14 protein-coding genes and 1 other annotated feature are annotated in these 13,840 nt (G+C 43.2%); of the genes, 2 read left to right on the forward strand and 12 right to left on the reverse strand.

Annotated features, from left to right (window positions below):
• Nucleotides 1-110 precede the first annotated feature (110 nt).
• From rlmH to NSQ34_RS18390, 6 genes are all read right to left on the reverse strand, one after another.
• A complete protein-coding gene (gene rlmH / locus NSQ34_RS18365) occupies nt 111-590 on the reverse strand; it encodes a 23S rRNA (pseudouridine(1915)-N(3))-methyltransferase RlmH (protein WP_342500998.1) in 480 nt (159 codons plus the stop codon).
• Between the two features lie 80 nt (nt 591-670).
• Nucleotides 671-841 (reverse strand): CxxH/CxxC protein, encoded by a 171-nt coding sequence (locus tag NSQ34_RS18370; protein ID WP_065215011.1) that lies wholly within the window; start codon nt 839-841, stop codon nt 671-673.
• Nucleotides 842-1,002: 161 nt separating this feature from the next.
• The gene (locus NSQ34_RS18375) at nt 1,003-1,830 is read right to left on the reverse strand and encodes an energy-coupling factor transporter transmembrane component T (RefSeq protein ID WP_342500999.1); all 828 of its coding nucleotides are present in this window, start codon (nt 1,828-1,830) and stop codon (nt 1,003-1,005) included.
• On the reverse strand, nt 1,821-3,536 hold the full coding sequence (locus NSQ34_RS18380) for an ABC transporter ATP-binding protein (protein WP_342501000.1): 1,716 nt from the start codon (nt 3,534-3,536) through the stop codon (nt 1,821-1,823). The genes NSQ34_RS18375 and NSQ34_RS18380 overlap by 10 nt, the downstream gene beginning before the upstream one ends.
• A gap of 19 nt (nt 3,537-3,555) precedes the next feature.
• A complete protein-coding gene (locus NSQ34_RS18385; protein WP_024424020.1) occupies nt 3,556-4,113 on the reverse strand; it encodes an ECF-type riboflavin transporter substrate-binding protein in 558 nt (185 codons plus the stop codon).
• Nucleotides 4,114-4,127: 14 nt separating this feature from the next.
• The gene (locus NSQ34_RS18390; protein WP_144496498.1) at nt 4,128-4,988 is read right to left on the reverse strand and encodes an S-adenosyl-l-methionine hydroxide adenosyltransferase family protein; all 861 of its coding nucleotides are present in this window, start codon (nt 4,986-4,988) and stop codon (nt 4,128-4,130) included.
• Nucleotides 4,989-5,099: 111 nt separating this feature from the next.
• Nucleotides 5,100-5,370: a binding site (T-box leader), on the reverse strand.
• A 192-nt stretch (nt 5,371-5,562) separates the two neighbouring features.
• Between NSQ34_RS18390 and NSQ34_RS18395 the strand changes: the two genes are divergently transcribed.
• Both NSQ34_RS18395 and NSQ34_RS18400 read left to right on the forward strand, forming a co-directional pair.
• Nucleotides 5,563-6,252, forward strand: a complete 690-nt coding sequence (locus NSQ34_RS18395) for an ABC transporter permease subunit (RefSeq protein WP_034283580.1) — start codon at nt 5,563-5,565, stop codon at nt 6,250-6,252.
• Nucleotides 6,253-7,134 carry an ABC transporter ATP-binding protein gene (locus NSQ34_RS18400; protein ID WP_176967098.1) on the forward strand — a complete coding sequence of 294 codons (882 nt, stop codon included), beginning with the start codon at nt 6,253-6,255 and terminating at the stop codon, nt 7,132-7,134.
• 39 nt (nt 7,135-7,173) lie between these two features.
• Here the strand turns inward: NSQ34_RS18400 and NSQ34_RS18405 are convergent, their stop codons facing one another.
• The 6 genes from NSQ34_RS18405 to walK form a co-directional block, all read right to left on the reverse strand.
• A complete protein-coding gene (locus NSQ34_RS18405) occupies nt 7,174-7,638 on the reverse strand; it encodes a GNAT family N-acetyltransferase (protein ID WP_251232339.1) in 465 nt (154 codons plus the stop codon).
• Nucleotides 7,639-7,706: 68 nt separating this feature from the next.
• Entirely contained in the window at nt 7,707-8,894 is a 1,188-nt protein-coding gene (locus tag NSQ34_RS18410; protein ID WP_251232337.1) for a trypsin-like peptidase domain-containing protein, read from the reverse strand.
• Nucleotides 8,895-8,975: 81 nt separating this feature from the next.
• Nucleotides 8,976-9,770, reverse strand: coding sequence for an MBL fold metallo-hydrolase (locus NSQ34_RS18415; RefSeq protein ID WP_034283589.1), 795 nt, complete (start codon nt 9,768-9,770; stop codon nt 8,976-8,978).
• Nucleotides 9,771-9,776: 6 nt separating this feature from the next.
• Nucleotides 9,777-10,640, reverse strand: coding sequence for a two-component system regulatory protein YycI (gene yycI, locus NSQ34_RS18420; RefSeq protein ID WP_342501001.1), 864 nt, complete (start codon nt 10,638-10,640; stop codon nt 9,777-9,779).
• Nucleotides 10,627-12,006, reverse strand: coding sequence for a two-component system activity regulator YycH (gene yycH / locus NSQ34_RS18425; RefSeq protein WP_034283594.1), 1,380 nt, complete (start codon nt 12,004-12,006; stop codon nt 10,627-10,629). Before yycH ends, yycI begins: the two co-directional genes overlap by 14 nt.
• On the reverse strand, nt 11,996-13,834 hold the full coding sequence (walK, locus tag NSQ34_RS18430; RefSeq protein ID WP_024424029.1) for a cell wall metabolism sensor histidine kinase WalK: 1,839 nt from the start codon (nt 13,832-13,834) through the stop codon (nt 11,996-11,998). The genes yycH and walK overlap by 11 nt, the downstream gene beginning before the upstream one ends.
• Between the last annotated feature and the right edge of the window lie 6 nt (nt 13,835-13,840).

Genomic DNA, 13,840 nt, shown 5'->3' on the forward strand with positions numbered 1-13,840 from the left:
ATAGCAAATAATTAGTAGAATAAAGTGTAGATAATAGTTTGTACTTAAGTTTACAGATAGATAAAACAAAGGTTTCTTATTAGGTTTTATTAAATGGTAAAATACCTCATCTACTTATGATAAGGCTCCCCCCGAACAATCCGAAACGCACGATAAATCTGCTCCACCAACACCAGCCTCATCAACTGATGCGGGAACGTCATTTTCGAAAATGACAGTTTCTCATTCGCACGCTGCATGACGGCGTCGCTTAAGCCAAGGGATCCACCTATAACGAAACATACTTTGCTTTTTCCGTATGTTGCCAGCTTATCTATTGTATCGGCTAATTCTTCGGAACTTTTCATTTTTCCTTCGATGGCGAGGGCGATGACGTGGGCGTCTGGGTTGATTTTGCTTAGGATGCGTTCGCCTTCTTTGTCTTTGATGATTTTCATGTCTTGATCGCTGAGATTCTCGGGTGCTTTTTCGTCCGCGAGCTCAATGATCTCGATTTTTGCGTAAGCTTGTAATCGTTTGGTGTATTCGCCTATGCCTTGCTTTAAATATTTCTCTTTTAATTTTCCTACTGTGATAATTGATATATTCACAGGTCATCCCCACCTTAAGAACAAGTTATTCAGATAAGTTATCAACAATTGTGGATAAAATTTGTGTATTTTGTGTCCGATCATTCGTTCCCCACTATATATATTGCAGGTTCATCGCACAATTCACAGGTTGTGGATAAACTGTGTGTATGTTCGATTTTTCTGAATTCCGGCGGCGTTTCGTGATCATCTATGTACATGTCTAATACGGTTTCTATGTGTTCTGCACAAGCATAAAATGTTTTATTCATAAGTTTCTTATTCCTCCAATAAGTTCTTTAGTTATTCACAAGTGTTTCGCTCATTGTCCAATATAACCGATTTATTCACATGTTAATAGTCTTTTACCATTTCTCACACCTTTTATCCACAAACTAAAAAAAGCCTCCACTTCTGTGAAGGCTTCCTTCTATCAAAACGGATTATAAAATCTCGTTCCTCTAACAAATGTAATCACTAACGACACGATCAGCACCACACCAACAAACAATAACGCAGCATAATCTGCTTTTTGAAAGTCTTTTGCTGTAAACCATGTGCGCTTTTTATGTTTCCCAAACCCCCGCAGCTCCATCGCATTGCTGATCGTTTCGATCCGCTCCAAGCTGGAGAAAATCAGCGGCATGACAATCGACAGTGCATTTTTGATTCGTTTCCCCAATTTTTCATTCTTCGATAAATCAATGCCTCTTGCTTGCTGAGAAATCGCGATCGTGCGAAAATCCCGCTGAATATCTGGAATATAGCGCAAGGCAATCGCTACAGCGTACGAAATGCGGTAGCTGACCCCAATTCGGCTGAGGGATGAGGCGAATTCACTTGGATTTGTTGTCACAATAAATAAAAGCGCTGCTGGCATCACGGTCACATATTTTAGCGTAATGTTCAATTGATAGAAAAGCTGTTCAAGTGTGACATTGTACCAGCCGGCAATATGAAACAGCTCGTGCTTCGCTCCGTAGATGGCGACACCTTGCTGGGGTGCAAAGATGTAAATGGCGATGTTATTGATCACTAGGAAAATCGCCAGGACGATCATCACGAAGGAAATATCACGAAATCGTACGTTCGACATCTGAAAGAACACGATACTGGCGGCTAACATAAAGACTAAAACGCCTGTATCATACGTGAGCATCGCTGCGGATGACCAGAGGATAAAGCAAATGAGTTTGGTTGCACCTGTCAGCCGGTGAATCGGCGACGGGCGATCGATATAGGACAGCATGTCTACAGCCATGTCATTCGTTCCTTTCTGTCAACCTCAATGAAGCGATCTACGAGTTCATTTGGATTCGGCCAATCTGCTTTCAGCGCCAGTTCATACAGCGACGTTTCTTTTAAGCTCGCCTTTTGGACAAGCAGTTGATCTGTCAGCACTTTGGCTGGTGTATCATCTGCAATTTTTTCTCCATCTGAAATGACAATGGTTCTTGTTGTGTATTCGAGCATGAGATGCATATCATGGGTGATCATCAAAATCGTGACGCCCTGCTGATTTAATTGCTCTAAAAACGTCATCATCTCTGTGTAATGTTTAAAGTCCTGTCCTGCGGTTGGTTCGTCTAGAATGAGGATTTCTGGCTCTAGTACAAGTATAGATGCAATGGTGACGCGTTTTTTCTGTCCAAAGCTGAGGGCTGAGACCGGCCAGTTCCGAAATGGATACAGTCCGCATACTTTCAGGACCCGCTCCACCCGTTCCTTGATCTCGTCTTCCTTTACGCCTCTTAAAACGAGACCGAGTGCCACCTCATCAAAGATCATTTGTTTTGAAATCATTTGATTTGGGTTTTGCATGACGACGCCGATTCGTTCGGAGCGCTGTTTGATCGTATCTTCTGTGATGTCATCACCATTTAAAAGAATGGACCCCTTCGTTGGCTTTTCAAATGCACAGAGCACCTTGGACAATGTCGTCTTGCCCGCTCCATTGGCTCCTGCGATGCTGATCATTTCTCCTTTTTTGACGGTAAAAGAGATGTTGCTCAGCGTATTTGGTCTTGTTGGATAGTCAAAACTCAGCTCGCGCACTTCTAGTAAATCCTGTGCTGCATTCTGCTCGACTGACGGCTCAGATGCTTCCATCCATTGCTCGATTTTCTCTTTTGCCTCGTCATTTAAGGTGAGATGCTGTAAATTAGCGATCTGATCTCCTGCTTCAACCGGAATACCTGCATATTTCATCGCTTTCACATATAAAGGCTCACGCAAATACGCCGCTTCTAATACATTTGAGGCGAGCAATTCATCTGGTGTCATATCCGCTGCAATCGTTCCTTCATTGACAACGATGATGCGGTCCACATGACGGAAGAGGACGTCCTCTAATCGGTGCTCAACCATCACAATGGTTTTTTTCGTTTGTTTTTGCAGCCGGTCAATGAGGTCGATGACTTCTTTGCCTGTTGCGGGGTCAAGGCTTGCAAGTGGTTCATCAAACAGCAAAATGTCGACATCATTGACAAGTACACCCGCAATGGCGACACGTTGTTTTTGTCCGCCTGACAGCTCATGCACGGACGATGCCAGCTTGCCGTCTACCTCTGTTAATCTAGCTGCTTCCTCGACACGTGTTTTCATTTCTTCGCGTGTGACTTGATCATTTTCAAGCGTGAACGCGATATCCTCTCCAACGGTCAGCCCAATGAATTGTCCATCAGGGTCCTGAAGCACCGTTCCGACAAGCTGTGAGAGCGAGAAAATGTTTTCTTTCTCTGCATTTTTCCCGCCGATGTGAAGACTTCCTTCCATAGAACCTTTATAAGACGCAGGAACTAGCCCATTGATACAATGGGCTAGTGTGCTTTTTCCCGATCCAGACGGGCCTGCGATGAGAACTTTTTCTCCTTCATAGATCGTCAGGTTGATATCCTTTAATGTTGGTTCTGCCTGACTGCGATACTTGAATCCGAAATGTTCGAATTGAATCATCGGTTTCTTCATTTATGTGTTCCACCTTGCTTCATGATGTTTCTTTCGATAGGCTGCCGCTTTTGCTTCTCGTTTTCGCATAAGCTGCAATGATGATGGTTCCTAGTACACCAACTGTGATGATGTTTGAAATCCCTGCCACGATGCCTTGAACAAACACTTTGTTCGCAGGTTCTGCATAGATCACAATGTCGAGTACAGGAGCAATGATAAACCAGCCTAATGCCTGTGCGCCTGCTTGTACGGCGTTGAAGAGCGTGATTTTCTTCCAGCCGAAGTCTCCCTCTTCTACTTTTAAACGGTTAGAAATAAAGCCGATCAATAAACCAACGACACCCGATACAATAATCCAGCTCCACCAAGGGCCAAATGTGGTCGCATCTTTAATGAGATGGCCAATAAAACCAATCAGTGCGCCTGCAACAGGACCAAATAGCACGGCCATTAATGCAAGGAATGCGTATGAGGTTTCAATTTGTGTATTCGGAATTCCAGTTGGAATGGAGACGAAGCGTCCTAAAATCACAAAGACGGCTGCGCCAATTCCAATGGCAACGACAGTTTTCGTTGAAAGTTGTTTTCCTGCCATGATGTATCCTCCTCTTATTCGTATATAATGCGCGGAGCTTTGCGAATCGAAAGGCGCCAGCCTGTGCCTGTACCGATGTTATAAGCCTTTGCAAATGACCCTTGATTGATCGCCACGCCTAAATGGTCGAGTGAATTGACATATATGAGTGGTTCGCCTACCTTTAAGTCGGCAAAAGATCGTCCATAGGTCATGATATTTTTATACACATTTTTCGGCCCGTTGGCAATGGTAACTTCTATTGCATCCCCATAATTAATTGAAAGCTGTTCAAATAGCGTGTGATGAATGTTTGTCCATAGGTTTCCGAATCTCACATCTAAAATATCAATCGTCCCTGTGATCACATCTTCTTCGGCATAAGCCTGTACGACTGGAAGATGGATAATATCATCAATATTCGCCTTTGGCCCAACCTCTTCAAAAGAAATCACACCTGATGCAATTCTCGCCCCTGTATAAGCGTAAATGTCTCTCCCATGGAATGTATGTGATTTTCCCGACTTTGGCAGCCGGTTAATGGTTTCATCTAAGTAACGGGCTTCCACAATGCCAATATCCTGGGCAACGTGCGTCAGTGTCCCGTTATCTGGGGTAATGATATAGTGTGAGCTTGTCGTTTTGACGACAAGACTTTTTCTCTCGGATCCAACACCCGGGTCAACGACAGAAACGAATACCGTCTCTTCAGGCCAGTATGTGACGGTTTGAAGCAGGCGATAAGAAGCCTCCCAAATGTCATACTGCGGAATATTGTGTGTTAAATCAAAAATGCGGATGCTGCTGCTGACCGTATTTGCCACTCCGTACATTGCACTGACAGCTCCATCATCAATGCCGAAATCTGATTGTAAAACCAATGCATGTTCACTCATGTCAATCTCCCTTTCATTTGAAAAAATGGATGTGGTGTTTCACGTGGAACATTTGAACAATTGTATGAAAAAAAGTGGACAATAAAAAATACCCCATCCTTATCTTTGAATCATAAGGACGAGGTATTTGTCTCGTGGTACCACCTTTATTTACTGTTTGCTCGCGCTAAACAGCCTCTACAAGTACAAAGCTCCAATCTGGCTCATATACTGTGGTTTTGATAACGAGTACCAACTCTCGTCGTCACCTACTAATATCATAGATATGTTCAGCACGAGGCTCAGAGACCATTTTTCGAATCATTATTTTTGCTTCTTTTCAGCTGCCGAAGCTCTCTGTGGAAAAATTGATGATTGTACTTTCTCTCGTCATTGCCTGTATAACTATCTTGAATTAAAGCTATCATACATGATGTTTTTTGATAAATCAAGATATTTTTCTGAACATTTTTAAAAATGAGTCAACTGATGCTGGAAGAGTCTTCTTTTTATGAAATTTAAACAAATGTTAAAGAGCAAGATATGGTGTCTTTCTTTTCTAGGGGTATAATAAAGGTGAAGGGAGGTACAGCGTGTGTGGACCATCTGTATGAATGAGTTTAAGCAGCTCTTCAAAAGCACAAAATCTATTTTAACAATTGTTATTATTTTCATTTTATCTACTTTTGTTTCAAGTCTTCCGTTTATCGCTGCTCATCAGGAAAAATGGGAACTGGCAAAGGATCCTTATTCTATTGGGAATGAACTGGTGATGTCTTTATTTGGTTTCTTCCTTATTTTTTTGTTGTCTCATGATATTTTAAGCCGCGAAATTCATTTGAAAACCATTCGTTTTCTCGTCAGTAAAACAACCCGTTTGAACATTATCATCGGGAAATATCTTGGACTGATGCTGTTTTGGCTTAGCTGTATTATGACGACATATGTGCTGAATATGGTGATTTCACACCGTTTTCTGTTCTCAGATGCCTTAAAAATCTTAACCTTTATCAGTGTCGGTATCTCATGTGCTTTATTTTTGTCCATGCTCTTTCCAACACCGCAGAAATCAATGTTTGTCGGCATGTTATTTTCCTTTCTTTTCCCAATCGTCAGTTTGATTTCTGTTCTTTCTTCAGAACGAATGATTCATTGGTTCCAATATATGACGCCTTATTATTATGCGCGCTGGAGTGAACCGCTGACCTACGTCCTAATGAACACGGCATTGACCGTTATCTTACTCATTGGAACTGCACTGCTGTTTCAAAGGAGGGATGTGTAGATGCTTCATACAAAGGGGCTCACAAAAAAATACCGTACAAAAGTCGCAATAGATCATATTAATCTTGATGTCAATCAGGGCGATATCTTCGGCCTCATTGGACCAAAGGGATCTGGTAAGACGACGTTTTTCAATATTATTACCGGGATCTCCCGCCCTACCTCTGGTACGTTTACAGTGATGAATATGCCTTCGCTAAAAAAAGTGAGACAGCATATCGGTGTTCTGCCAGAATATACGGATTTATATGAAGGTCTTACGGCTCTTGAGCATATTGCCTATTTATCAAAAATCACCGGAACACGCCAGAGAACGAGTGATTATGAAGAACTGCTCGAATTTGTCGGTTTACATCATGATCATCAGGAGAAGGTCGGTGCATTCACACCTGGTATGAAGAAACGGCTCGGAATGGCGCAGGCCATCGCCCATCAGCCGGAATTTATTTTACTCGACGAACCTTTTGCCGATATTGATGCAGATTCGATCTTGCACATCCAGCGGGTCATTGAAACATTAAAGGATGAAGGAAAAACCGTCTTTTTAACAGCTGACCGTCCAAGGTTCACCAATAGTATTTGTACCAAAACGGCGTTCATTTCTGAAGGAAAATTAGTGTCCCCACATACTCATCCTCAAGAGAAAACCATCACATCCTCAAACATACGTGCAACCTTCAAGCATGCATGGATTGATGATGAGGTGAAACCTGTTCTCACGCAGTACCTGCAAACTGTCGGAACAGATCTTGTGATCAGTGATGACGAGACCTCATTGTTAATTCGTTCAGAAGCTCAAGTTCCAGCGATCATTCGCGCTTTCGTGAAGTGTAAAGTCGATTTATACAGAGTCACGGCTCAGGATGCCATGCTGTCCTCATAAAAAAGTACCGTACGCTTTCTGCACGGTACTTCTTCTTTTTTATAAAGGTTTACTCATATAGATACCGGTTTCTGCAAATCCCGTTTTCTCGTACAGCGAACGAGCGATTTGATTGTGAGCAAAGACATGAAGAGAGAGTTTTTGCACACCTAATAACTTTGCCTGCTCCTCTAATGCAGCAATGGCCTGCTTTGCAAAGCCTTTTCCTCGATAAGCTTCAAACAAAATAAAGTTATAAATAAATCCTTCGTGTTGCGGGTGATTCGGGTCATAACAAAGCCAAACCCAGCCAATCGCTTCATCTTCGTTTAAGAAATTCCACAGCTCATGATGCTCTGTCTGAAGTCCTTCTGGAAGAAGCCTGTCAAATTGTTCTTCTGCGTTCGCAAGTGATTCTTCCTTCTTCCATGTTCCTGCGAGTACCTTTTCTTCCGCGTACCGCTGAATGGCCTTCTCTATCAATACATCGTAATCGGTTTGTGACATCCGTTGAAGTGTAACCAATCTTACAACCCCCTTTCCTTCATCATATGTCAGTCATGCCAAAAAAACCAGTCCCTTACTGGAACTGGTTAGCCGCCATATCGGTCGGTTTGAGAAAGTTTGATCTCTGCTGACTTTTTCTTCCCGCTTCGGTAAAATTGCACCTTTACCTTGTCGCCGACCTTCCTTTGATATAAATACTTACGAAGATCTACGATATTTTGAACACTCTTACCATCGAAGGAGGTCACGACATCCAGCTCTTTTAGTCTCGCTTTTCCTGCTGGAGATAACGGCTCAACACTCATAACAACGACCCCAGATGTAACCTTAGATGGCAGTTTCAACGTTTCCTGCCAGTGGTAGCTCGCAATATCCGCTAATGATTTCATGCCGACGCCAAGATACGGACGCTTTACCTCTCCATAACGCTCTAAATCCTCTATGACAGGGATGACCAGATTCGCTGGAATAGACAGCCCGATTCCTTCTACCTCTGATTCAGCAATCTTCATTGAGTTGATGCCGATCACCTTTCCATCCATATTGATCAAGGCACCACCGCTGTTTCCAGGATTGATGGCGGCATCTGTTTGCAGTACCTCTGCATTCCAATCCGTCTGTCCGTCTCCATTTGAGTCAACAGGGATCGCACGCTCTGTGCCTGATATGACTCCTTGTGTGACAGAGCCTGCGAATTCAAGCCCTAATGGATTTCCAATGGCAATGACTGGCTCACCCGGTTTCACATGATCTGAGTTACCAAAGGCTGCCGTTTTCTTAATTTTATTACTTTTGACAGTGAGAACTGCTAAATCCATGAGCTGATCGCTGCCGACAAGATTGGCACTAATTCTTGTCCCGTCATGGAGGCTCACTTCAAGCTGGTTGGCGCCTTTGATGACGTGATGGTTTGTGACAATATAAAACGTGTCACCCTTTTTTTTATAAATCACACCTGACCCGCTGCCTGCTTCTCCGCCTTCCTCCCAAAAGCTCGACTTTTGGATATTAATGACGCCGACCACCGTATCTGACATATTAGACACCACTTTCGTGACTGCATCATTGACGTTTACATTCACAGTTTTTAAAGGGCCCTGAGATGCTTGTCCATCACCGTTCTGCTGCCATCCAAAGGGACTGCCGCTCTGTCCAGATACATAGGGGAAAAAGAACCCCATTAAAAAAGCTCCTACCAATACACCGATCAAACCAGAAAGAAAATATCCTTTTCTGCTTCGTCTCGGCTTCCACTCTACATCGCGATAATCCACTATGTTTCCTTCCTTTCAGTGAATAGATGATGTATATAGTGTTGGTAAGAAGCTCTTATCTTAATCATACGATTATAAAAATCATACGGCGCAAAGCGGGGTTGCTTTTTTCGGGTCCGTATCAAATAAATCAAAGCCGTCCCCCACAACAAAGCCCTTCATTTCAAGCGTCTGCTGGACCGCCATACGGGCTAAATCCTTCATGTTGTTATCTTGACTCAAGTGAGCCAAATAAATGCGTGAGGTGGCATCTCCAATGACATCTGTCATCGCGAGAGCAGCATCTTCATTTGATACATGTCCGACATCACTCAGAATTCTGCGCTTAATGCTCCATGGGTAGCGGCCCATTTGCAGCATCCCGACATCATGATTGCTCTCAAACACAAACGTATTGGCTGACTTAATAATGCCTTTCATACGGTCACTCACATAGCCTGTATCTGTCATGAGGGCAAGTTTGCGCCCTCCATAATGGAACACGTAAAACATAGGCTCTGCCGCATCGTGTGAGACGCCAAATGACTCGACATCAAGGCCGCCAAAGGATTGAACGGTCTCCATATCAAAATGGAATTTCTGCTCTGTGTCAATCTTTCCGATATGAGACTCCATTGCCTTCCATGTTTTCGCATTTGCATAGACAGGAAGCTTGTACTTTCTTGCCATGACACCAAGCCCTTTAATATGATCGGAGTGCTCGTGTGTCACAAAAATGCCGTCCAAGTCCTCAGGCTTGCGGTCGATTTGGCTAAGCAGCTCGACCATCTGTTTGCCGCTTAAACCAGCATCCACCAAAAAGGCATGCTCGTCTGTTTCTAAATAAAAAGCGTTCCCCGTACTTCCGCTCGCTAGTACACTGAACTGCAAGCTCATGTTCTCTCACTCCATTGAAGATTTGTCATCTTTCTCTATATGATCAAGTGTTGAGCCATCAATGGCATTGATCAAATATTCTTCTTCTGTCTTTTTCTTTGAACCTGCTGATACGCCTTCAAGCTCCACCCGCCATACAGGTACCATGACTTGCGTGCTTGCCCCCGGGTATTGCGTATAGTAGCCAAGCTCTACCTTTTTCACGGTCGTGTTTTGGCTCAGCATATTTTGCGTATATAAGTCCTTCACGGTTTCAAGTGCCGGGACAAGGGTTTCTTTTCTCACTTCATTAATCGATGTCACCATTGATTGCTGATATGAGAAGATTTCGTTTTGATCGTTGAGATTTAAGGTGATTTGCCCGATGGTTTCGGTGTCATCAAGGCCTTCTTGGAAGATGTATTTCCCTTTATACGTTTGGAAAAAGACGATTTTCCCTGTCTCTTCATCTATACTCCACAGCTTATAATTCTTCCCATCCAGCAAACGCTGGTTCACAAGGTTCGTCGCCGCTGTTTTGATATCCTTTTTCGGCAAGGCAACTGGCTTGTTGAAGGTCATTTCAAGCAGCGTGACAGGATCATCTTTGTCTGTTTTCGGGAATGTGCTTTTCGCCTTTTGATCAGCTAATCCGTCGACATCCTTTTTCGTATATTGCTTCTTTTCAGCTGTAATGCGGTATCCAATCTTCGCTTCATCTGATAGATTGCCATATTTGATCCCGTCTGCCTTCATTTCTTCCAGCGTATCCGTTTTTTCGATAATCGCAAAATGATCGGTTGACCGTTTTTCAAAGTATTGAAAACCTAGAAAGATATCGAGAATGAGAAAGGCTAGGATAAAGATCGTTTTGGTCTTATTCCACTCCATGATTCTCGCTCCCCTCTGTCAAAAGATCATTCGATAGAATCACGGTTTTGCCGTTATATTTCATGCACCATACAGGCTCCAGCCAGACAAACATTGCTTGATCTTGATCTGAAGCAGTTGAAGCAGCTTGATATGCAGGGAAAATCTGTTCAATTTTCTCCAGATCATCATATTTCGTCTGCTTGATGATCAAGTCCTTCAGCTCTGTCCCGTTCATCAGCTTGACCTGTTCACTTTGACTCGCTTTATTGCCAAGAATATAGTTTGGGCGCTTGTAATTCAAAATGTCATCATTCGCCCATTGTACTTCAAGAGAGGTCATCCCAAATGGATGCTTTGTACTGTTCACGATCGGCAGACCGTCCATAAACATATTAAAGGACAGCTGCTGGTTGCTGTTGATGCCAAAATATTGATAGTCATCAGTAAAGCTTCCCGTATCATTGAAATATTTCACGCTTCGCTTAATCAAATCCCCCGTTTGGAAAACAGTGCTGGAATTGATATTGCGATGCTGATATTGAATGCGGTGGTCTTTTTGATTGGCTTCAAGGCGGCTTGTGCCATCTGTGTACACCGTCCGGTTTAAATTAGATTCCTCACCGACAAGGCTCGGGTCCGTAAACAAAGCGTCTTTGAATTTATTTGTCTTAATCGTTTCGATAAAGAACATCTTCGCTTCAAGCTGCTTTTGCTTTCTCGGAAGAAGGAAATCTCGTTTAGAATTCGTTGAGAATGTATAAAGATCATAGCGCGGCATCTCGTTTTGAGCGGCTGCGATACTGTTCATTAGATTACGGTAATTGGCGGACTCAATTGTCAGCTCAAGCACCGTCTCCTTGCTGTATGAGACCAAATACACTTTTTTATTCGCCTTATCCTGCTGGGCGAACGGCACGATCATCCGATCAAACGAGTTGTATTCAATGGACTTGTTCGGCCATTTAAAGAGCGCTTGGAAAATATCAATCGGAATCGGATCATTGAACACAAGATCCAATGTCTTCCCTTGTCCTTCGCGTCCATAGAAGAAATTCTTAAATTTCTGCTCGGAATATTGATCTGACACATCGTTAATCTCTTTGACATCCCAAAGGCTCACATCATTCCAAAAGTTTTGAAAGAGTTCCTTTTGATCCACTTTAAAATGCTCCCCATTTGAATGGATGAACATCTCGCGCGGCTTCACGACATCAATGAGACTTCTAGGCTCGTCGCTTGAAATCTTCTTCGTTTCCACGACCTGTGTGCCGGTATCTGCCTGATCCTGCATGACGGGCTGGAACATCCAGATATTCCACGTAAATACAAGACTGATCGCAATTAGGATTGTCAATATTATGGTTTTAAAGGTCTCACGCTTCATCCCAATCATCCTCTTGTTCTTCATTGTACGGAAGGGTAAAGGTCACCGTTGTCCCTTTTCCTTCAATGCTGTCAGCCCAAATATCTCCGCCATGAGCCTGAACCATTTCTTTTGCTATCGCAAGACCGAGGCCGGTTCCGCCAAGCTTTCTTGTTCTTGCTTTATCCACCCGATAAAAACGTTCAAAGATTTTATCCATATCCTTCTTCGGAATACCGATTCCTTCATCTTTCACGCTGAATAACACAAGGCCTTTCTCTTCATCCAGATCGACGGTAAACGTGATGTGTCCACCCTCTGGTGAGTATTTCATGGCATTGGAAATGATATTATCGAGCACCTGAGTAATTTTATCTTGGTCGATTTCCACATATACTTCACGCTGCGGCAGGTTGCGGATAAAATCGACATGCTGCTCCTTCGTCATTTCAAAACGATCAATGACGAGCGAGATAAACCTGATAAAGTTCGTCCACTCACGGTTGAATTGATAATCCTTGCTGTCGAACTTAGACAGCTGCAGCAGGTCATTGACAAGCCGGATCATGCGCTCCGTTTCATTTTGCGTGACACTGAGAAATCTTGGCGCAAGCTCTTTATCACCAATCGCACCTTCAGCCAGTGCCTCAAGATAGCTTCGCATCGTCGTCAGCGGTGTGCGCAGCTCATGCGATACGTTCGCTACGAATTCACGGCGTTCCGCATCAATTTTCTCCTGCTCTGTGACGTCATAAATGACCGCAATTAAGCCATCAATTTTCCCATGCTCTTTCTGAATGACGGAGAAATTCACACGCAATACAGACAGCTGATCTTCGCGCTCAATTTCTATCAGCATGGAATCTTGATTTTCGACTAAATCTTCAAATGTATGGGTTTCCTCTAAGCCAAGCAAGGACGTAATCGGCATCTCTAGTGCTGTTTCACGTGAAACATTTAACAGCTCTAAAGCAGGGCTGTTTAATAGAATAATTGCACCGTTTTGATTCGTTGCGATGACACCGTCCGTCATATAGGCAATAACAGAAGAAAGCTTTTTCCGCTCCCCCTCCGTCATCAGCTGAGCTTCCTCCAGCTCTCTCGTCAGATGGTTAAAGGTTGTTGCAAGCTGGCCAATCTCGTCATGTCCATACTTCCGGACCTTTCTGGAGAAGTTCCCTTTGGCAAGCTCGATCGCCTGCTTTCTCATATCTGAAATAGGATGAGTGATCGTTCTAAAGATGAAGATACCAAGTAGAGCAGTCGTCCCAAGTGCAATCAGTGTCCCAGTTGCTAAAATGGTGTTAATGGTTCGCATTTGGTTAAACACACTTTCCATTGAAGACACAACATAAATCACACCAACGGTCTCTTGGTTCTCATTTTTTACGGCTGTCGCAGAAATACGCACCCTTTTATTTGACTCAGGGTCATAGAATTTTTTCTCATAGTCTTTGCCGACCGCAAAAATACGGCTAATGATTTGATCAGTGATTTTCTTGCCGGCAATCTCTTGGCTGCCGTTATTTACAGAAGCAATGACCTCTCTGCTTTCGTCAATATAGCTGACTTCAGAGATTTCATTAGACTCATCTTTGTTGTTAAAATCGTTTAATATCTTTTGAGCATCCTCTTTTAATTCTGCTTTGCTTTTCGATGAATCTTGTTCTAGGTAATACGATAACGAGTAGATTCGCTGATTCAAGGAATTATCATATGAATTAATTAAGGACTGCTCTAGCTGCTTCACAAAGTACACGCCAATGATCTGCATGGCGACGATGATCAGCAGCACGTAAATCAAGGTCAATTTGAAGTGAATCGAGCGAAAAAAACCTACTTTACTCATAAGAAT

Origin of the sequence: Bacillus sp. FSL P2-0069 (genome assembly GCF_038593315.1) — a bacterium.
GTDB classification, from domain to species: domain Bacteria; phylum Bacillota; class Bacilli; order Bacillales; family Bacillaceae; genus Bacillus; species Bacillus safensis.

What these genes read in the sequence shown, in the direction of transcription:
- NSQ34_RS18370 (WP_065215011.1), bottom strand. Translation starts at nt 841, where the DNA reads ATGAATAAAACATTTTATGCTTGTGCAGAACACATAGAAACCGTATTA.
- NSQ34_RS18375 (WP_342500999.1), bottom strand. Translation starts at nt 1,830, where the DNA reads ATGGCTGTAGACATGCTGTCCTATATCGATCGCCCGTCGCCGATTCAC.
- NSQ34_RS18380 (WP_342501000.1), bottom strand. Translation starts at nt 3,536, where the DNA reads ATGAAGAAACCGATGATTCAATTCGAACATTTCGGATTCAAGTATCGC.
- NSQ34_RS18385 (WP_024424020.1), bottom strand. Translation starts at nt 4,113, where the DNA reads ATGGCAGGAAAACAACTTTCAACGAAAACTGTCGTTGCCATTGGAATT.
- NSQ34_RS18390 (WP_144496498.1), bottom strand. Translation starts at nt 4,988, where the DNA reads ATGAGTGAACATGCATTGGTTTTACAATCAGATTTCGGCATTGATGAT.
- NSQ34_RS18400 (WP_176967098.1), top strand. Translation starts at nt 6,253, where the DNA reads ATGCTTCATACAAAGGGGCTCACAAAAAAATACCGTACAAAAGTCGCA.
- NSQ34_RS18415 (WP_034283589.1), bottom strand. Translation starts at nt 9,770, where the DNA reads ATGAGCTTGCAGTTCAGTGTACTAGCGAGCGGAAGTACGGGGAACGCT.
- yycI (WP_342501001.1), bottom strand. Translation starts at nt 10,640, where the DNA reads ATGGAGTGGAATAAGACCAAAACGATCTTTATCCTAGCCTTTCTCATT.
- yycH (WP_034283594.1), bottom strand. Translation starts at nt 12,006, where the DNA reads ATGAAGCGTGAGACCTTTAAAACCATAATATTGACAATCCTAATTGCG.
- walK (WP_024424029.1), bottom strand. Translation starts at nt 13,834, where the DNA reads ATGAGTAAAGTAGGTTTTTTTCGCTCGATTCACTTCAAATTGACCTTG.